Origin of the sequence: Halomonas tibetensis, assembly GCF_042643535.1 — a bacterium.
GTDB classification, from domain to species: domain Bacteria; phylum Pseudomonadota; class Gammaproteobacteria; order Pseudomonadales; family Halomonadaceae; genus Halomonas; species Halomonas tibetensis.
The window spans coordinates 19,337-37,961 of record NZ_JBHRSQ010000004.1 but is presented as its reverse complement, the minus strand read 5'-3'; the positions used below and the strand labels follow the sequence as shown (position 1 = coordinate 37,961).

The window sequence follows — 18,625 nt, the reverse complement described above, 5'->3', positions numbered from 1 at the left end:
TACGACAGGTCCGGAAGCACAGGCAAGACGCAAGCGCCCCGCGGCGATCATGCCGCGGGGCGCTTGCGTTCAGGGAAGCGCGGGGTGGCGTCAGTCGACCAGTTCGCCCACGCTGACGATGTCGCGATCGGCCAACTGCATGGGCCGCGCGTCGTCCTGTGTCCACTCGGCCATGGAGCCGTCATACATGGTGGCGTTCTCCAGACCGCCGAGTTCGCTGAGCTGGAACCAGCCGCTGGCGGCCCAGTGGCCGGTGTTGCAGAAGGCCACAGTGGGCGCCTGGCGATCCAGCCCCAGAGCATCGATGTTGGCATTCAACCGCTCGGGCTCCAGGTAGTAGGCGCCATCGCGCACGACCAGGGCGTCATCATGGGGCAGGTTCAGCGAGTCAGGGATGGTGCCGGGTGCCCGGGTCGCCGGCGACTGGGTCTCGCCGGTAAAGAAGCCTGGCGGGCGGGCATCGACCAGTGTTTCGCCGGCCTGGCGTGCTGCTTCTACCTCATCGGTGGTGGCCAGCAGATGCGCCTGCAAGGAGCCTTCGAAGTCGGCGGCCTCGTGTGCGTCGGGGGTGCCCGAGGCGATATCGAAGCCCTGGGCTTCCCAGCCGGCGAAGCCGCCATTGAGGATCGTCACTTCGTCGTGTCCCAGCACCTTGAAGGTCCAGTAGATCCGTGCAGCGCTGCCGAAATCAGTGGGGCCCGTTCCGCCGGCGACCACCACCACGGTGTCGTCGTTATCGATGCCCAGGTCGCCGATCAATGCCTCGAGATTGGCGACGTTCGGCATCAGCCCGGCTACCTCGCCGCGATTTTCGCGCCAGCCGGCATCGGTATAGCTGCTGTAGCGGCTGCCGGGAATGCGGGCGCCCTCGAAGGTGGCACGGTTGCCACCGTCGTCGATGGCAGAGCGTACGTCGAGTACCACCAGGCCATCGCTACCAAACTGCTCGTTCAGCCACTCGGCTTCGACCAGAGGAGAGGGGTGCAAGGCGTGGACAGGGCCGGCAATGGCCAGGGCGCCGGCGGCTAGCATCAGTTGGGGTCGCATCAAGGGTCTTCCTCGTCGGGAATGGAGCATGGCTGCCATCCTGCAACGGGATGGCGTTCCCTCGCCAAGAATGCTTCCTGACACATTTATTCTATAAAAATATATAAAGTAATTTTTATATGCTTTTAATATGATTCTGCTGAAGGCTTCATCGAGAAATGTGTCGACGCCAATTAAGGTTGTCCGCGACAGATCACACTCGAGTTGCTATCGCTGTAAGGAGCTCGTGCTTATGACGACACAATCACGAGAGCGCACTCCAGCTTGCGCCTCGGGGAAGAGGAGATGACCCGCATGACCGAGCAGCATTCGCCGACAAGGCGCTTCTGGCTGGGTGGCCAACGGGCCGCCGAGCAGGACCGGTTCTTCCGTGAGGCCCTGGAGCCCCTGGGCTGGGAGGTCGGGGACGAGCATGAGTGGGACACCGGATGGATCACCGGTATGCCGGCGTCCGCCCAGTTCCGGCGAGTCTCGCCGACGCGCCGGCTCAACCACTTCCCGGGCAATGCGGCGCTGACCGTGAAGAGCCGGCTACACGCGAGTCTCTCCACGCTGCGCGAACGCATGGTGGAGAGCCATGGCGCTGACAGCGAGCCGGCGTCGCGGCTGGCATTTTTTCCGCACTCCTGGGTGATGCCCCACAACTATCACGCCCTTCAGGACACCGCCCTGGCCAATCCCGACCAGCGCTGGATCCTCAAGCCCACCAATGCCTCCAAGGGTAAGGGTGTGCGTGTCCTGCGCGACGCCGGCGACGCGCCGCTGGCGGCCGACTGGATGGTGCAGGAGTACCTGGCGAATCCCCACACCATCCGCGGGCACAAGTATGTACTGCGTCTCTACGTACTGATCAGCTCGCTGGAACCGCTGCGGGTCTATCTCTACCGGCAGGGCTTCGCCAAGTTGGCCTCGGAGCCCTGGGATCCCGAGGATGTCGATAATCCCTACAGTCAGCTGACCAACCCCGACATCAACGCCCTCAACGACCGCGCCGACGTCCCGGTGGAATTCATCGATCTCGACCGCTATCGAGCCTGGCTGCGCGACCAGGGCCATGATGACGATCACCTTTTCGCCCGCATCCACGACCTGGTAGCCCTGACGGCCATTTCGGCGGTAGATGCCATGCGGGACCGCACCGCCGAGGTGGCGGCCGACCCGCGAGGCTGCTACGAGCTGCTGGGGCTGGACTGCCTGGTGGACGATACCCTCAAGCCCTGGATCCTGGAGTGCAATCTCAGTCCCTCGCTGGGTATCTGTGCCGCCCCGGAAAGCGGTGGACGCATCGAGGAGGCGGTCAAGGGTGGCCTGGTGCGGGACATGGTCGCGCTTCTGGATATCCCTGGCGCCGTTGCGACCGAGGCCGAAGAAGACATGGCCGCTGCACGCCTGGTCGCAGAGGCCGAGGCGGAGCAGGCCCGAGCCGGCGACTTCCTGCGCTTGCTGCCGGCCGAGGAGCCGGCCCGCTACCTGCCGTTTTTCACGCTGCCGACCCTGGCCGACCTGCAGCTGGCCGAGGGCCTCTCGGGTCGGCCCGTAACGCGGCCCGTGCTGCGCCGCCGCCAGGTAGCGGAACTGCTGGAGGATGACCAGCTGGCACTCTATGACACCCGCAGCGGACGTTACTATCGGCTCAATGACACGGCGGCAATGATCTGGCTGCTGGCCACGGAGGGGCTGGATCCCGACGCCATCGCTGACACGCTGACCCAGGCCGCCGCCCAGGCGGGAACGTCGCCGGACGTGGCGGCGCTGAGGCGGGATGTCTGGACCACCCTGGGTGAATGGTGCCGCGAAGGGCTGCTTTGCCAGCGTGGGGAGGCGCCAGTAGCTCGGCCGGTCGAGGCCACGGCAGAGATGGCGCCGGCGGCGGAGCCTCCCGAACGTTACCGCTTGCAGCTGAACCACGACGGACGGCGCTGGGCGCTGGACGTGGGCAGCGCCGCCGCCCTGGCCAGGCTGTCGATGCTTTTCGGGGAGCGACTCGCGCCGCTGGACGATGAAGCACAAAGCGAGCTGCCCCGCCTGGCCGTGCTGGTCGAGTCGGCCGGCTATGCCCTGGTGGCAGACAGTGAGGTGGTGAGGTCGCGGCTGACGCTGACCCAGCTTGCCCCGGCCCTGCTGGCCTACCTCGTCGGCCAGGCCGCGCGGCCCGGTCACCCGGTGGTCGATGCCCACCTGCTGGTCACTCCGGAAGGAAGTGGGGTGCTCTGCCTGCTGTCCGACGAGTCAGGGTGTTGGGACAGGCTGCAGCGATTGACGACCCAGGGCGCGACGCTGACCCGCGGCGTGCGGCTGTCCCTGACGGACCTCGACGCAGCCGAGCCGCTTGGCCTGCCGTTGACGATTCACGCCGGTGAGACCCGGCCAGTGCCTTTCCCCAAAGTGTCACTCCGTGCGGTGCTGGTGCCCACTGAAACGGGGGATCTCCTGGCCACCGCCGATGTGCTGGATGTTCTTGGTGCCCTGCTGCCGTGCTGTGTCTCGGCACCGGGCGAGCCCCTGACGCCTGATCAGGTGATTGCCCTGGGCGAGTGGGTGGCCCGGCTGGAGTGCCTTGGGGTGGGGGAGGCCGACCACATGCCCGCTACCGACCCGCTGGCCGACTGGCTGGCCAGCCGAGTCGCATCCGATGCCCCCGCGGAGGATCCCGCCGTGGCCAGGGAGCGACGAGAGTGGCGACGTCACAGTCACGAGTGAGTCGCCTGTCAGTTACCTGGCGACTACCGAGCAGAGGGCGATGCCCGTTCGAAGGGCGTCGCCGAGGGAAAGCCATCCCCGCCATGGGAGGCTGGCTTCACTGCACGGCGGCATGCTGGCATGCCGCCTACCGCATCGCGAGATGCACTATCGAGGAGGTCATGACAATGACACTGCAAGACGAGAAACGCCTTAGCCTGATGGGGCGGCTTGGCCGCCGGCTTGGCTACACGACCCCGGCGCTGCTGCTGGTCGCCAGCGGTGCCGCCTTCCAGGCGGTGGCCAGCGACACGGGCACCGAGCCCGCTTATACCAGCGGCCTGGAAGCCCCCCTGATGCTGGCGGAGGCCCACCACGCAGAGCCGGAAGCAGAAGGCGAAGCCGAAGGTGAAGCAGAAGGTGAAGCAGAAGGAGAGGCCGAGGGTGAAGCAGAAGGCGAAGCCGAAGGTGAAGCCGGAAACTGACGCGCCATAGGCGACAGGCTGAAGGCCGGGCCGCGCGTCATGGGCGCCGGTCCGGACTTCTCCGATGCCTTCGGCCCACCCCACCCAGGAACCTGGAGAGCCTTGCCATGACAACGCCTTTACCCGGAAGTCCCCCCTCCCTGGAGGGGCTTATCGAAGAGAATCGCCTGGCGATTGCCCAGCTAAGAGGCCTGCTGGATAAGCTGACACCCGTCATCTATCGGCAGCCTTTCGGTGCGGGCGGCCGTCATTCCCTGGGCAAGCACGTTCGGCATATCATCGATCACTATTCGGCCTTGTTCGGCGGCCTTGAGGGCGGTGGTGAGAGCATCGACTACGAGCATCGCCGCCGTGATGAGACCCTTGAGGCGTGGCCACACAGAGCTGCAGAGCGGTTGGTCTCCATCGAGACCTCGTTGCTGGCGCTGGCCGACCAGCCTCCAACTCGATTGACCCTGGACTACCCCCTCGATGAGGAGCGCCTGTTACTCGGTTCCAGTATCGAGCGTGAGCTGGCCTTCCTGACCAGCCACACCATCCATCATATGGCGATCCTTGGCCTGCTGGCCGAGCAGATCGGTGTGCCACTTCCCGAGTCGTTTGGCGTTCACCCCTCGACCCTGCGTCACTGGCGGCGGGAAGCCATGCTGTCACCCGTTACGGAGGAAGAAGCATGATGGCCATTCTATGTAAGGTCCGCCGGTCCGCTTCAGACCACTAGCCGGCGCGAGTCTCAGGGGCAGTCCGTGGGCTCGGCACTGACTGAGAAGCCGAGATTCGAGAACCAGGCGGTGGCATCGACGCCGGCATTGTCGCCATCGCTCATCAGCGCTACGCCGTCGATATGGTCGGCTCGGTCACCGAAGAGCGATGCGAAGTCCTCCCCGACGTGGCGGACCTCCGCTACCCACTCACCGACGCGTGATTCGCCACTCTGCAGCGCCAGCAGATGGGCGCGCGAGGTGAAGGCATTGGGCCAGTTCGCCCCCTCAGGCTGACTCGAGGCCCAGACATAGTTCACCGACTGGACCTGCCAGGGCAGGATGCCTGTCTTGCGTGCCACATAGACTCGGGCCGGATAATCATCACCGCCCCGGGTCGTCTCATCGAGGCCATGGTGGATGCCCGAGACCTGCCAGCACCAGTGGAGGTAGGGCGTCCTCGCAAGATCGACTTCCTTTTCCAGGTACTTTGCCGAGGCCTTCCCTCTCGATCTGGCCTGCAGCACCCGGGTGTCATCTTTATCGACTAGTCGGTATTCCGTTTCCCCCTCGAAGGAGCGCGTGGGCCAGGCCATGATCACCTCGGGGGAAAAGCTGTGGTCGGCCGCTGCAAGGGGCAGGCAGCTTGCCAGTAGAAGCATGCCGGCCGGGAAGTGAAAATTGATCACCGAAGCTTATTCCTGTCGCTTAGACCTGGGTCTGCGGTGTTCCGGTCGTCATCGGCGCCCTCATCGAGGCCGGTCTTGAAGCGCTCTCCTGACCGGTGCAGCAGAGAGAATTGTCGGTCGCATTGTCGGCACGCGCCGCACATCGATAGGTGGAAGCGCAGCGAGAGTCTCTCCTGGAACGTCAGCCGGCGATCCTGCTTGAGTGACATCAGGCGGGTTGCCCCCTTGCACATCATCATGCGGTTTCCTCCTTTAGCCAGCCCTGCTGTAGGCAAGCTCGCAGCCTCAGCCGTGCGCGATGCAGAATGACCCAGCAGTTGTTTTCCTTGATATCGAGCTCTCTACAGATCTCTTCGGTGGAGAGACCCATCAGCTCCCGCAGCGAGAAGACCCTGGCGATATTGTCCGGCAGCGTGATCATGCAGGCATCGAATACCTGCCAGAAATATTCGTTCTCGAAGACCTTGTCGGGGTTTCCCCAATGTTCCGGGCGGGCATCGTTCTGCCAACGTCCGTTCTGTTGGAACTGACGATCGATGGCATCGTCATCGCTCTCGTCATCCAGTGGCTGCAGGCGCCCCTGTCGCTTCTGGAAGCGCATCACATCGAGGATCTTGTACTTGAGTATGCCAAATACCCAGGTCTCATAGCCTGAGCGTCCGGCGAAGCTGGCATCCTTCTCGATAGCAGCCATCATCGCCTCCTGCACGGCATCTTCTGCCTGAGCGTTGTCTCTCAGGTGCAGTCGAGCGAAGGAGAGCAGCCGGGGCCTGACCGCCACCAGTCGCTCCATGCGAGTGGAGGGTGTCTCCGACACCTTGTCATCACCGAAAGTGGGCTCGTCTTTCATCGAATGCAGGCTCCAGTCTAGTGGGCGGATATTATTGTTGTGGGACGCGTTTTACCGGGTCCCGCTGCTCGTGACGCCACGATGTCTTCCACCAGCGTTGGGTGAAGGCGCGACAGCCTGGTCAAATCCTCGGGGCGGTCGACGTCCCACACCGTGGCGGGACAGGTCAGGCGCCAGCCGAGCGCCGTGATCCGTTCTCGCGTCCTGGCCATCACGCTCCCGGTCCCCCAGGGCACGTCGTCGAACAGACGCGGGTCGGGGTGTCGAACGCCGATCAGGCCATAGCCACCGTCCTCGGCGGGAAGGCAGACGACGTCGTGCTTCCCCAGCGCCTCGGCGCAGGTCCTCAGCAGCCCGGGGGATAGCATGGGACAGTCGCTGCCGATGACCAAGGCGGGCTCGCCTGCCTCTACCAGGGCGTGATGCATACGCTCGCCGAGATCTCCCGCCGGCTGGGGGCGGAGGGAGATACCGTGGCGTTCGGCCAGCTCGACAAACAGCGGATGGTCATGGTCCAGTGCCGTCCACAGGGTGATGCGATGGGTCGGCGTGGCGGCCACGGCGATCGCCAGCGTATGGCGCAGCAGTCGTTCGTGGAGTCTCGCGGCACCCTCGGGCCCGAGGGCAGGGATCAGACGGCTCTTGGCTTGGCCCGGAATCGGCGCCTTGGCCAGGATGGCCAGGGTGAAGCCGGCGTCAGCGCACATGGCGATACTCCCGGGCCAGGTGTTGTGGCGATGCGCCTCGCCAGTAGCGCCAGCGCAGTCGCCACATCAGGCGGATCGTGGGCCAGACACCCTGCTGTTCCCAGCGGCGGCCGCTGCTGACCACCTTCTGGCGCAGGCAGGCGGGGGAAGAGAGTCGCTGCAGTCGGCTCGATATCTCGACGTCCTCCATCAGCGGCTGGTCGGGAAAGCCCCCGACGGCGTCGAAGGCCTCACAGGTCATGAAAAACGCCTGGTCACCGGTGGCGATGCCGGTCAGCCGGGAGCGCAGATTCATCGCAGTGGCGATGATCGGCAGCAGAGGATGACGCCCCTCGAGCCGAATATCGAAGCGTCCCCAGCAGTGCCGACCTGATAGCGCCTCTTCGATCAGCCGTTCGGCGCCCCTGGGCAGGCGGGTATCGGCGTGCAGGAAGAGCAGCCTTTCGCCGCTTGCGGCCGCGGCTCCCCGATTCATTTGGCAGGCGCGACCGCGGGGGGCCTCGATGACCCGGGTGCAGAGGGGCGCAGCCAGGGTAGCGGTGGCGTCGCGGCTACCTCCGTCGACGACGATCACCTCCATCCCCCGCTGGATCAGCGGTTGAAGAGAGGCGAGCGTGGTCTCGATGTTGGCGGCTTCATCCAGCACGGGCATGATCAGGCTGAGCATTGGCGCTGTCATCCGGGTCTCTTTCGTCCAAAAGGTCGAGCTTGGTCGTCGCACGGCGGCGTGCCTTTCACCAGCAGGCACTCACAGGCGCTTTACCCCCGAAGGGGGCCTGGGCAATCGGATGGCTGTCCGTTCCCGGAAGAAAGTCGGGCCTTGTAAGGAAGCCGGGACCGCAGCGACCCAGAAGGCTAGCATACCCGTTCAGATCACCGAGGAACTCAGATGAGATCACGACGCCTGTTGTTGTTGCTGCTGGTGGCCGCCGCCGTGGCGGCCTTCTTCTTCTCGGGAGCCAGCGACTTCCTGGCGCTCGAGGCCCTGCAGACCGAACAGGTGAGGTTTCATGCCTGGCTGGAGAGAGAGCCGGTCACCGTGATCGGAGGCTTCTTTCTGCTCTATGTGGTGATCGCGGCGCTCTCTTTGCCCGGCGCGACCCTGATGACCCTGCTGAGTGGTGCCTTGTTCGGGTTGGGCTGGGGGCTGGTGATTGTCTCCTTCGCCAGCACCCTGGGCGCCACCCTGGCAGCGCTGATCGCGCGCACTCTGCTGCGCGGCCCCCTGGAGCGACGCTACGCTCGGCAACTGGAGCGCATCAATGCCGGCATCCGCCGCGAGGGGGCGCTCTATCTCTTTACGCTGCGCCTGATCCCGCTGTTTCCCTTCTTCGTGATCAACCTGGTGATGGGCTTGACGCGGATGCGGTTGACCACCTTCTACTGGGTCAGTCAGCTGGGCATGCTGCCGGCGACGCTGGTATTCGTGAATGCCGGCCGCGAGCTTGCCGAGCTGCAGGCCCTGGGCGATATCCTCTCGCCTTCGCTGGTGGCCTCCTTCGCGCTGATCGGCATCTTCCCCTGGCTGGCCAAGGGACTGGTGGCGCTGGTCAAGCGCCGCGCCCTGGCGCGTCGCCATCGGCGGCCGGCCAGCTTTGACCGTGACATCGTGGTGATCGGCGCCGGCGCCGCGGGACTGGTGGCCAGCTATATCGCGTCGGCCGTGCGGGCCAGGGTGACCCTGGTGGAGCGCGAGCGCATGGGCGGAGACTGCCTCAACACCGGCTGTGTGCCCTCCAAGGCGTTGATTCGCGCCGCGCGCTCGATCAGAGAGATACGGCGCGCCGGCCAGTATGGCGTGCGAGTTGCCGAGCCGAGCGTGGATTTCCCCGCCGTGATGGGGCATGTGCACGGCGCCATCGAGGCCATTGCGCCACACGACAGCGTCGAACGCTATCAGGGGCTGGGTGTGGAGGTGCTCAAGGGCGAGGCGAGCCTGATAAGCCCCTGGCAGGTTCGCGTGGTGACACCCAAGGGGGAGCAGACCCTGTCCACGCGCCATGTGATCATTGCCAGCGGGGCGCGGCCCCGGGTGCCCGATCTGCCCGGCATCGAGTCGGTGGAGGTGCTCACCTCGGACACCCTGTGGCGGCTCAAGGAGCTGCCCGAGCGACTGCTGGTGCTCGGCGGGGGGCCGATCGGCTGCGAGTTGGGGCAGAGCTTCGCCCTGCTGGGGAGCCGGGTCACCCTGGTGGAGTCGGCCGGCCAGCTGCTGCCCCGCGAGGATGCGGAGGTGGCCGAAGCGCTTCAAATTGCCATGGGCGAGGACGGCGTTCGGGTCCTGCTGGGTCACCGGGCGCTGGGGGTGGTGGCGGACGCGGCAGGCTCGGCACTGGAGGTGGCGAACGCCGACGGCCACCGCGAGCTCGTTCCCTTCACGCACCTGCTGGTGGCCGTGGGTCGCGAGGCCAACGTCACCGGCATGGGGCTCGAGGCACTTGGCATCGACACTCGCGGCAACGGCACCCTGGACGTGGACGAGACGCTGCGTAGCGTGCTGCCCAACGTCTGGGCCTGCGGCGACGTGGCGGGGCCCTACCAGTTGACCCATGCCGGGGCCCACCAGGCCTGGCATGCCACGGTCAATGCGCTGTTCGGGGAGTTCAAGCGCTTTCGGGTCAGCTACCGGGCGCTGCCGGCGGTGACCTTCACCACTCCCGAAGTGGCGAGGGTGGGGCTCAACGAGAGAGAGGCGCGCTCGCAAGGCACCGACTATGAGGTGACCCGCTATGCGCTGAGCGAGCTCGACCGCGCCCTGGCCGAGGCCGATAGCGGGGGCTTCGTCAAGGTGCTGACACCACCGGGGAGCGACCGCATTCTCGGTGCCACCATCGTCGGCGAGGGAGCGGGCGAGATGCTGGCCACCTTCACCCTGGCGATGACCCGCGGAATCGGGCTCAACCGCCTGCTGTCCACCATTCACCCCTATCCCACCCGCAGCGAGGCCGTAAAGGCGACCGCCGGCGTGTGGAAGAATGCCCACAAGCCCGAGCGTCTGCTGGGCTGGCTTGGGCGCTACTTCGCCTGGCGTCGCGGAGCGGGGCGCGTTACTCGAGGGTGATGATTCGACCGCCCGCCGCTGCGGCGTCCTGGTGGTCGTGGGTGACCAGCAGGCTGGGCAGCCCCGCTTCGCGCAGCCTGCTGAACACCAGCTCGCGCATCTCGTGACGCAGCGCCGTGTCGAGCTTGGAGAAAGGCTCATCGAGCAGCACGGCGCTGGGGGTCGAGAGCAGCAGACGCATCAGCGCCACCCGCGACTGCTGGCCGCCGGAGAGAGTCGCCGGGTCACGCTCGCCGAAGCCCGCCAGGCCGATCGCCGCCAGTGCCGCCTCGACCCTGGCGGCCTTGTCGGGAGTGGCGCGGGGCAGGCCGAAGCGCAGGTTGCCGGCCACCGAGAGGTGGGGGAAGAGCAGCGGATCCTGGAACAGCAGGCCGATGCCGCGCCGCTCGGCGGGTAGCGCGGTGATGTCATGACCATCCAGCAGAACCCGGCCCGCTGACGCGAAGGCGGGTGACAGGAAGCCGGCGGCGAAGGCCAGCAGGGTCGACTTTCCCGAGCCGGAGGGGCCCATCACGGTGAGCACCTCGCCGGGGGCGATCCGGACATCCAGCGCCAGCAGCGTCCTGCCCTGCAGGGCAATGTGCACCTTGTCAAACACCAGGTCGCATTCGGGTGAGGGGGCGGTCATGGTGATCCTCGCATTCCGCGTCGGTTGCTCCAGAGCAGCCGCGGCAATCCCACGGCGATGAGAAAGCCCAGCAGCGGCAGGCTGGCCTGGACCAGCGCCCAGACGCCGATCAGGCGGCGGTTGCCACCGGCCGCCAGGGCCACCGCCTCGGTGGTCACGGTGGGCACCCGTCCGGCGCCCAGCAGCAGGGTAGGCAGGTACTGACCGATGCTCACCGCCAGGCCCACCGCCATGGCGGTGAGCATCGGCGCCAGCAGCATCGGCAGGCGTACGCGCCAGAAGGCCCCGTCAGGCGTGGCGCCCAGGGTCAAGGCCACCCTCGACCAGCGCGGATCGAAGCGCCGATAGGCCTCCGATAATGACAGGAACACATAGGGCAGCACGAACAGCAGGTGGCCGAAGATCACCAGCCACGTTGTAGGGCGTGCCCCCAGTGCCTCCATGACCACCACCAGGCCGAACAGGAAGGCGATCTGCGGCACGATCAGCGGCAGATACAGCAGTCCCATGGCCGACAGGACACGGCCCTGGTCGGGATGTCGTCCGCTGCGCTGCTCGTGTTCCAGGGCGGCGAGGGTCAGACCCAGAGCGAGCAGCGTGGAGACGGTGGCAATCAGCAGCGTCGAGGCGACCGGCCCGGCCAGCGAGGGCAGGGCGCGTTGCCAGTGCTGCAGCGTGAAGGTCTGGGGCAGGCCGTCGGGAAAGCGCCAGAAGCCGGCCAGGGAGTTGAGCGCCAGACCGGCGATGCCGATCAGGGCGGTCCCCGCCGCCAGCAGGATCAGCGCCTTGCCGGCCACGCGCAGCGCCCCTTCGCCGCCGCGGCGATGCCCCCCCGCCACCCAGCTCCTACCCAGACGCCGCACCATGCCCTCCAGCCCCCACCAGGCGGCCAGCGCCGCCAGCGTGACCCCCAACTGAAGCAGGGCGCCGGCCGAGGCCATGAAACGCCGCGACAGGTCCGGGTCGTTGAACCAGGTAAGGATCGACACCGCCAGGGTCGGCGGCAGGGTCGGGCCGAGGATCATCGCCACGTCCACCACCGAGGAGGCGTAGGCGATGACGGCGAAGACCGGCAGGCGGATCAGCGGATAGAGCGAGGGCACCACCACCTTCAGCCAGGCAAGGGTCGGGCGGTAGCCCAGCGATCGGGCCATGGCCACGCGACGTTCGGCGTCGAGCTGGTACAGGGCGGCCAGGCTCATCAGCAGCAGGAAGGGAATCTCCTTGATGATGAGCCCCGCCATCAGCGAAAGCCCCCAGGGGTCCTGGACGATCAGCAGGTCCGGCGGTCGCTCCCAGCCGGTCAGCCCGGGGGAAGCCAGTCGCGCCAGCAGGCCCGAGGGGGCGATAAGGAAGGCCAGGCCGAAGGCCGCCGCCGCATGGGGAATCGACAGCAGCGGCGAGACCATGCGCCGGATCCAGTGGTCCAGTCGACTGCCCGAGGCCCCGGCGAGGAACAGGAGCACCACCGTCAGCGATATGGCCGTGGTGACCAGGCCGCTGGCGAAGCTTATCCCTACCGACCTTGCCAGGCCGGGCTGGGCGAACAGCTCCCGCCAGGGCGTCAGGCTGAAGGTTTCCCCACCCAGCGCCGGCAGGTAGCCGAAGGCGGGCAGCAGGGCCATGGCCAGACCGGCCAGGATCGGGCCCACCAGCAGAAGGGTGATCAGCCAGGGGGCGAGTCTGAGCATCGCGCTACCCGCCGATCAGCGGCCGACGTAGCGTTCTTGCCAGGCCTCGGCCAGGGCGTCGACCCAGGTCGGGTGGGGTTGGCCGAGCACCTCGCCGAGTTCGTCCGGCGAGAGGGTCGCGATGCCCAGATCGATACCCTCGAACCGGGCGCGGTCGTCGGGGGCGAGGGTCGCCAGCGAGAGCACGGTGTTGCTGCCCCAGACCCGGGGGTCCTGCTTGTGGGCCTGGGCCTCGGGACTCAGCAGGTAGTTGGCTACCACCATGGCGCCGGCCTTGTGCTGAGCGTTGTAGGGGATCGCCATGAAGCTCATGTTGCCGATCATGCCGTGGTCATGCACATAGCTGCGCACGCTGTCGGGCAGCTCGAAGTTGGCGATGGCGCCCGAGGCTTCGGTGGTGCTGAAGGATAGGGCGATGCTGATCTCGCTGTCGCCCATCAGGCGGCGCAGCTCCGAGCTGTTGGCGGGGAAGGCGCGGCCACTCCGCCACAGCAGCGGGTGCAACTCATCGAGGAAGCTCCAGAGCGGGGCCGTTACCGCGTCGAAGTCGGCTTCCTGCATGGGCCGATAAAGGATGTCTGTGTCTTCGGTCAGTTCGAGCAGCGCCTGGGTGATGAAGGCGTTGCCGAGAAAGTTGGGGACCCGGGCGTAGGTAAACTCGCCGGGGTTGTCCCGCGCCCAGTCGAGAAGGCCGGACATGCTGCGAGGATGGGCATCGACCAGGGCCGTGTCGTAGTAGAACACCACCTGGGAGCTGCTCCAGGGTGACTCCAGGCCGTCCACCGGGATCGTCCAGTCGTAGCGGACCGCCGGCGTGTGCTCCGGGTCGGTCAGGGGATAGTGCGGCAGCTGTTCCGACCAGGGGCCGAACAGGAGATCGTTGGCCTTCATGGTGGCGAAGTTCTCGCCGTTGATCCAGATCATGTCCACGTTGCCGCGATCGTCATTGCCGGCCTGCTTCTCGGCCAGCACTCGAGATACCGCCTCGGCGGTGTCGCTGAGTTTGACATGCACCAGATCGATAGCGAATCGCTCGGCGACCCGGTCGGCGGTCCACTGGATGTAGTCGTTGGTGCGCTCCTCCCCTCCCCAGGCATACCAGTAGACGCTCTGGCCGCGGGCTTCCTCGAGCACTCCGTCCCAGTCGGCGGGATCCGGGGCCGCCTGTAGAGGACCGGAGAGCAGCAGGGCAAGGGTGGATATCAGGGCAAGGGAGTGGGTCGGCATTCGGGCAGTCCTTGTTGGGAAGGTCGATAGAGGCATTAGTCGGCGAGGGCGACCTGGAGATCATCCAGTTCGTTGCGCACGCGGGCGATCACCGTCGGGGAGAGATAGTGGTCGACCCGTTCGCGGACATGGGCCACCAGGGCGTCGTCGCTGAGCTGGGCCGACCAGTCTTCGCCGGAGGCATCGGCATCGCGGTTACGGCCGTGCTGGGCTCGCCACTTGGCGCACCAGGTCAGGGACCACAGCCACATGGCCCGGCGACAGGCCAGCAGCGTGAAGGTGTCGCCGGCGAGGCCCCCAGCGAGCCGCCAGCGGCGATAGAAGTCTGCCACTTCTTCTGGGCTCAGCACGGCGGAGCTGTTCAGGTCCCAGGTGGTAGAGGTGTAGAGCGTGGCGTGGGCCAGATCGAACCCCGGCAGGCCATAGCGGCACTTTTCCAGGTCCACCAGCACGGCGCGGCCCGAGTCGGTCACCAGGAAGTTGCCGGGGTGGGCATCGAAGCTGATCAGGCGCGGTGCCGTGCCGGGCTCCGTCGGCAGGTGCTCCGGCAGGGCGGCAATCGCCTCCTCGATCTGCGCTCGTGCCTCCCGGCAGAGGCCGGCGTTGCCGAGCCACTCTGCCTGTCTGGCCACCTCCTCACGCATGGCTCGCCAGGGGTCTGCGGGGGTCTGGAGAGGAGGGCGGTCCGTCTCGGGCGGCACCTCCAGGCCGTGGATGGCGGCCAGCGCCTCGGCGATGGCGGGCAGGTCATCGGGCAGGCGGGCCGGCCGCCCCAGGACCGCGCTGACCAGCAGCCCGCCGCGGGGCAGCTCCGGACCGGGCGGCAGGACGCCGTGCAGCGCCGGCGTATGACCGCTCTGGCTGGCGCGGGCGAAGCAGGCCGCCTGGTATGCGAGGTTCTCGTCGGTCGGAAGCCCCATCTGGCTCTGCTTGGGCAGGCGTGCGACCCAGTCGATGGTGTCTCGCTCCAGCCACACGTGGGTATGAGCCAGGCCGGTATCGGCCATTGGGCGCATCGCGCGAATTTCGGCGGCCAGACCGCCCCGGGCCAGGGCCCCGGCCAGGGCAGCATGCGAGTCGAGTCGGGTGTCCGGGCAGGAGACGGAATCCGTCATGTGGTTCCTCGGTGTCGGGAAATCGGCGTCCATGGATGGTCGAGGGAAGTCGGCGTTCCTTACATTCTTGCCGGCCGGTGCGGCGATAGCGTCCAGATTCTGTCCATACTGAGCCTGTAAGCGATCCGGACCTGCCGCGACAGAACCAGACCGCGACCAGACGCGGTGGGCGAGGCCATCGGTGCCCGTCCGAACGACGCTCCAGCGTCGTCACGACTCGCCATCACGGAGGTAGATACCATGTCACAGCATGACGATAAACGCCGCAGGCTGCTAGGACGCCTGGGTCGACAGCTGGCCTACACGGCGCCGATGCTCGCCCTGATAGCGGGCGGCGTCACCTTTCACGGCACCGTCGGTGAAGATGTGACCTTGCCGGGCCTGTCCGGGTTCTCTGCCACCTCTCTGCTCGTCGCCAACGCCCATGCTGAGGCTCATGCAGAGGGAGGTGCCGAGGCCCAGGGCGAAGCTGAGGCAGAAGCCGAAGGTGAAGCGGAGGCAGAGGGCGAAGCAGAGGCAGAGGGCGAAGCAGAGGCAGAGGGCGAAGCAGAGGCAGAGGGCGAAGCAGAGGCAGAGGGCGAAGCAGAGGCAGAGGGCGAAGCAGAGGCAGAGGGCGAAGCCGAAGGTGAAGCGGAGGGTGAAGCAGAAGGGGAGGCCGAAGCCGGCGCTACCGATGCGGTAAAACGTCCAGAGGGCTACGAGCCGGTCTACAGCGAGAGCGGCAACAATGCGCCCGAATGGCTGGCACGTGGCGAGGCGCTCTACTACGACACCTCTCTGAGTACCAACGGCCTCTCCTGTGCCACCTGTCACGGCAGCGATGGTCAGGATATGGGTTACAGCGCAACCTTCGAGGAAGCCTTCCCCCATCGGGTGGCCATGGCCGAGAATCAGTTCGGTCTCTCCGAGGTTCACGCCGACGAGATGGTGCAGGTCTGCATGGTGGCACCGATGCAGGCGAGTCCCCTTGATTGGGGCGGCGAGGCGCTGCCGTCACTTGCTGCCTACATGGTGGAGGTGCAGCGACGCGTCGCCGGCCAATCCCACGACCTTTGACGCTCCGGCCGGCGTTTTTCGGGCACCGGTGTCTCCTTGGCCCGGTGTCCGTTCCTCCTCTCCTTTTCCCTTGCGCCTACCCCCGCCCCTTCCGCTTGATCGATGACGTGACGATTATCTCGATAGGCGTTGGCTGTTGCAGCCTGCGTATGTCACCACCTACGCTGACACCAGTATCGGCCACCTCCTTTTTTCGAGCCTTTATGTGAACGAGAGGCTTTGCCGGTACTCACATCTGTAGTGTGGGTCGCGCGGGGAACATCACCATGAGCCGAGTTCATGCCGCCCTGATTGGGCGACGCTTTCTGCTATTGAGCCTCTTTTGCCTGGCGCTGGGGGCGTCTCTGGCCCTCTTTCAGTCGGTGGTCCAGGCCCAGCAGAGTGAGCGCACGGCGCTGGTGATGACCGTCGAGGGAGCAATCGGCCCCGCCACCAGCGACTATTTTCAGCGTGGCCTGCGCCGGGCCGCCGAGGGCAATGCCGAGATCGTGGTGGTTCAGATGGACACGCCCGGCGGCCTTGATGCCTCCATGCGTGACATGATTCGCGCCATGCTCACGTCACCGGTACCGGTAGCCATCTACGTGTCGCCAAGCGGGGCCCGGGCGGCCAGCGCGGGCACCTACCTGCTCTACGGCAGCCACGTGGCGGCCATGGCGCCTTCCACCCACCTAGGCTCGGCCACGCCGGTGCAGATGGGCGGTGGTGGCCTGCCGGGTCTGGGTGGCGACGACGATGACGACAGCGACAGCGACAGCGGCAGCGGGGTCAGGGCCGATGAATCCGGGGAAAGCGCCGCTGAGGGCGACAACGACCAGGCCGCTGTTGAGAGCGAGGAGGCCGAGGCGGTCGACGAGGAAGCGTCCGAAACGGAGCCCCGCCGCGGCGAGACCGCCATGGAGCGCAAGGTGCTCGAGGACGCCGTCTACTATATCCGTGGCCTCGCCGAGCGCCACGGCCGCAACGCCGACTGGGCGGAGGAGGCGGTTCGTGAGGCGGTCAACCTCACTTCCCGGGAAGCCCTGGAGAAGAACGTCATCGACGTGGTGGCCAGCGACATCGAGGACCTGCTCGAGCAGATCGACGGTCGCACGGTGGTGATGGAGCGCGGAGAACTGACCCTCGAGACCGTGGATCTTGCCATCGAGCGCTTCGACCCCGACTGGCGCACCGAGCTGCTGTCGGTGATCACCAATCCCAACGTCGCCTACTTTCTGATGATCATCGGCTTCTACGGGTTGATCTTCGAGCTCTCCAATCCGGGCAGCCTGGTGCCGGGCACCATAGGGATCATCTGCCTGCTGCTGGCCCTGTTCGCCTTCCAGGTGCTGCCGGTCAACTATGCTGGCCTGGCACTCATCCTGGTGGGTCTGGCGCTGATCGTGGGAGAAGCCTTGATGCCCAGTTTCGGCATATTGGGAATCGGCGGCATCGTCGCCTTCGTGATCGGATCGGTGATATTGATGGATGCAGACAACCTGAGAATCTCGCTGCCGATGATTGGCGGCATCGCCCTGCTCGCCGCGGTCCTGATGCTGTGGGTCATGACCCGTTTCATGAGCATTCGCCGCCGCCCGGCCAAGGGGGGCCAGGAGGAGCTGATTGGCAGTGAGGCCCGGGTTCTCGAGGATTTCGAGGGCAGTGGCCATGTGCGCCTGATGGGTGAGCGCTGGAATGCCCGCAGCGACCGGCCGCTGGCCAAGGGCCAGATGGTGCGGGTCTCTCGCATCGACGGCCTGACCGTTGAGGTCGAGCCAATGGAAGAGCACCACTGAACCGTCGCGTTCGGCGCGTCAGGGTTTCACGCTGAACATTCCCGCCAACCCTTCCCCGCAAACCATTCCCTGTTAACCAAGGAGACAGGCCATGTTGATTTCCTATCTCGTACCGGTCGTCCTGCTGTTCATGCTGATCGCGGCCTCCATACGCATCCTGCCCGAGTACAAGCGCGGCGTGGTCTTCTTCCTGGGGCGCTTCCAGGGGGTCAAGGGACCGGGCCTGATCATCATTATCCCCGGCATCCAGAAGATGGAAGTGGTCGACCTGCGGGTGGTCACCATGGATGTGCCCGAGCAGGACGTGATCTCCCAGGACAACGTCACGGTGAAGGTCAATGCGGTGATCTACTTTCGGGTGGTCGATCCGGAGAAGGCGATCATCCAAGTGGAGAACTTCACCATGGCGACCAGCCAGTTGGCCCAGACCACCCTGCGTTCAGTGCTCGGCAAGCATGATCTGGACGAGATGCTCTCCGAACGCGACAAGCTCAACAACGACATCCAGGAGATCATCGACGGCTCGGCGGAGGGTTGGGGCATCAAGGTGGCCAACGTGGAGATCAAGCACGTCGACCTCGACGAGAGCATGATCCGAGCCATCGCCCGCCAGGCCGAAGCCGAGCGCGAGCGTCGCGCCAAGGTGATCCACGCCGAGGGTGAGCTTCAGGCCTCGCGCAAGCTGGTCGAGGCGGCTAACGTCATGTCCGAGAACTCGGCGGCCCTGCAGCTGCGCTACCTGCAGACCATGAGCGACATGAGCAACAAGAACGCCTCCACCATCTTCTTCCCGCTGCCCATGGACATCATGGAGGCCTTCAGGCACCTGAAGGCCTCGCCGGCCGCCCAGGCTCGCACCGGCGCCCGGTCGCCGGAAGAGGGCAGCGACAGCTGAGTCATCTCCCGTCCCCTTG

The 18,625-nt window shown here is 66.2% G+C and carries 17 protein-coding genes; 7 read left to right on the top strand and 10 right to left on the bottom strand.

The window, feature by feature from the left end; genetic code table 11:
* Nucleotides 1-90: 90 nt before the first annotated feature.
* The gene (locus ACFODV_RS00375) at nucleotides 91-1,047 is read right to left on the bottom strand and encodes a sulfurtransferase (protein WP_379752935.1); all 957 of its coding nucleotides are present in this window, start codon (nucleotides 1,045-1,047) and stop codon (nucleotides 91-93) included.
* A gap of 294 nt (nucleotides 1,048-1,341) precedes the next feature.
* Between ACFODV_RS00375 and ACFODV_RS00370 the strand changes: the two genes are divergently transcribed.
* From ACFODV_RS00370 to ACFODV_RS00360, 3 genes are all read left to right on the top strand, one after another.
* Nucleotides 1,342-3,747, top strand: a complete 2,406-nt coding sequence (locus ACFODV_RS00370; RefSeq protein WP_379752932.1) for a PqqD family peptide modification chaperone — start codon at nucleotides 1,342-1,344, stop codon at nucleotides 3,745-3,747.
* Between the two features lie 167 nt (nucleotides 3,748-3,914).
* The gene (locus ACFODV_RS00365; protein WP_379752929.1) at nucleotides 3,915-4,211 is read left to right on the top strand and encodes a hypothetical protein; all 297 of its coding nucleotides are present in this window, start codon (nucleotides 3,915-3,917) and stop codon (nucleotides 4,209-4,211) included.
* Nucleotides 4,212-4,318: 107 nt separating this feature from the next.
* Nucleotides 4,319-4,888, top strand: a complete 570-nt coding sequence (locus tag ACFODV_RS00360) for a DinB family protein (protein ID WP_379752926.1) — start codon at nucleotides 4,319-4,321, stop codon at nucleotides 4,886-4,888.
* A 56-nt stretch (nucleotides 4,889-4,944) separates the two neighbouring features.
* Here ACFODV_RS00360 and ACFODV_RS00355 read toward each other — a convergent pair whose 3' ends face one another.
* Genes ACFODV_RS00355 through ACFODV_RS00335 form a run of 5 tightly spaced genes read right to left on the bottom strand, consistent with a single transcriptional unit; the run spans nucleotide 4,945 to nucleotide 7,837 of the window.
* A complete protein-coding gene (locus ACFODV_RS00355) occupies nucleotides 4,945-5,601 on the bottom strand; it encodes a DUF3047 domain-containing protein (RefSeq protein ID WP_379752923.1) in 657 nt (218 codons plus the stop codon).
* Nucleotides 5,598-5,834 (bottom strand): zf-HC2 domain-containing protein, encoded by a 237-nt coding sequence (locus tag ACFODV_RS00350; RefSeq protein ID WP_379753292.1) that lies wholly within the window; start codon nucleotides 5,832-5,834, stop codon nucleotides 5,598-5,600. The genes ACFODV_RS00355 and ACFODV_RS00350 overlap by 4 nt, the downstream gene beginning before the upstream one ends.
* 2 nt (nucleotides 5,835-5,836) lie before the next feature.
* Nucleotides 5,837-6,451 (bottom strand): sigma-70 family RNA polymerase sigma factor, encoded by a 615-nt coding sequence (locus ACFODV_RS00345; protein WP_379752921.1) that lies wholly within the window; start codon nucleotides 6,449-6,451, stop codon nucleotides 5,837-5,839.
* Nucleotides 6,452-6,468: 17 nt separating this feature from the next.
* Nucleotides 6,469-7,158 (bottom strand): TIGR04282 family arsenosugar biosynthesis glycosyltransferase, encoded by a 690-nt coding sequence (locus ACFODV_RS00340; RefSeq protein WP_379752918.1) that lies wholly within the window; start codon nucleotides 7,156-7,158, stop codon nucleotides 6,469-6,471.
* Entirely contained in the window at nucleotides 7,148-7,837 is a 690-nt protein-coding gene (locus ACFODV_RS00335) for a TIGR04283 family arsenosugar biosynthesis glycosyltransferase (protein ID WP_379752915.1), read from the bottom strand. Before ACFODV_RS00335 ends, ACFODV_RS00340 begins: the two co-directional genes overlap by 11 nt.
* Before the next feature lie 210 nt (nucleotides 7,838-8,047).
* On the opposite strand from ACFODV_RS00335, the gene ACFODV_RS00330 reads away from it, so the two are divergent.
* Nucleotides 8,048-10,219, top strand: coding sequence for an FAD-dependent oxidoreductase (locus ACFODV_RS00330; protein ID WP_379752912.1), 2,172 nt, complete (start codon nucleotides 8,048-8,050; stop codon nucleotides 10,217-10,219).
* Here the strand turns inward: ACFODV_RS00330 and ACFODV_RS00325 are convergent.
* The 4 genes from ACFODV_RS00325 to ACFODV_RS00310 are packed head-to-tail and all read right to left on the bottom strand — an operon-like array spanning nucleotide 10,206 to nucleotide 14,880.
* Nucleotides 10,206-10,847, bottom strand: coding sequence for an ATP-binding cassette domain-containing protein (locus ACFODV_RS00325; protein WP_379752909.1), 642 nt, complete (start codon nucleotides 10,845-10,847; stop codon nucleotides 10,206-10,208). The two genes, ACFODV_RS00330 and ACFODV_RS00325, sit on opposite strands and share 14 nt — an antisense overlap.
* Nucleotides 10,844-12,538 carry an ABC transporter permease gene (locus ACFODV_RS00320; protein WP_379752905.1) on the bottom strand — a complete coding sequence of 565 codons (1,695 nt, stop codon included), beginning with the start codon at nucleotides 12,536-12,538 and terminating at the stop codon, nucleotides 10,844-10,846. Before ACFODV_RS00320 ends, ACFODV_RS00325 begins: the two co-directional genes overlap by 4 nt.
* A 15-nt stretch (nucleotides 12,539-12,553) precedes the next feature.
* Nucleotides 12,554-13,765, bottom strand: coding sequence for an ABC transporter substrate-binding protein (locus ACFODV_RS00315; protein WP_379752902.1), 1,212 nt, complete (start codon nucleotides 13,763-13,765; stop codon nucleotides 12,554-12,556).
* 35 nt (nucleotides 13,766-13,800) lie between these two features.
* Complete coding sequence (locus ACFODV_RS00310; protein ID WP_379752899.1) at nucleotides 13,801-14,880, bottom strand: phosphotransferase; 1,080 nt, start codon at nucleotides 14,878-14,880, stop codon at nucleotides 13,801-13,803.
* A gap of 240 nt (nucleotides 14,881-15,120) precedes the next feature.
* Here ACFODV_RS00310 and ACFODV_RS00305 point away from each other — a divergent pair, with 240 nt between their 5' ends.
* The 3 genes from ACFODV_RS00305 (at nucleotide 15,121) to ACFODV_RS00295 (ending at nucleotide 18,606) form a co-directional block, all read left to right on the top strand.
* Nucleotides 15,121-15,936, top strand: a complete 816-nt coding sequence (locus ACFODV_RS00305; RefSeq protein ID WP_379752896.1) for a hypothetical protein — start codon at nucleotides 15,121-15,123, stop codon at nucleotides 15,934-15,936.
* A 266-nt stretch (nucleotides 15,937-16,202) separates the two neighbouring features.
* Nucleotides 16,203-17,711 (top strand): NfeD family protein, encoded by a 1,509-nt coding sequence (locus ACFODV_RS00300; protein WP_379752893.1) that lies wholly within the window; start codon nucleotides 16,203-16,205, stop codon nucleotides 17,709-17,711.
* 91 nt (nucleotides 17,712-17,802) lie between these two features.
* Entirely contained in the window at nucleotides 17,803-18,606 is an 804-nt protein-coding gene (locus ACFODV_RS00295; RefSeq protein WP_379752890.1) for a slipin family protein, read from the top strand.
* The last annotated feature ends 19 nt before the right edge of the window (nucleotides 18,607-18,625 follow it).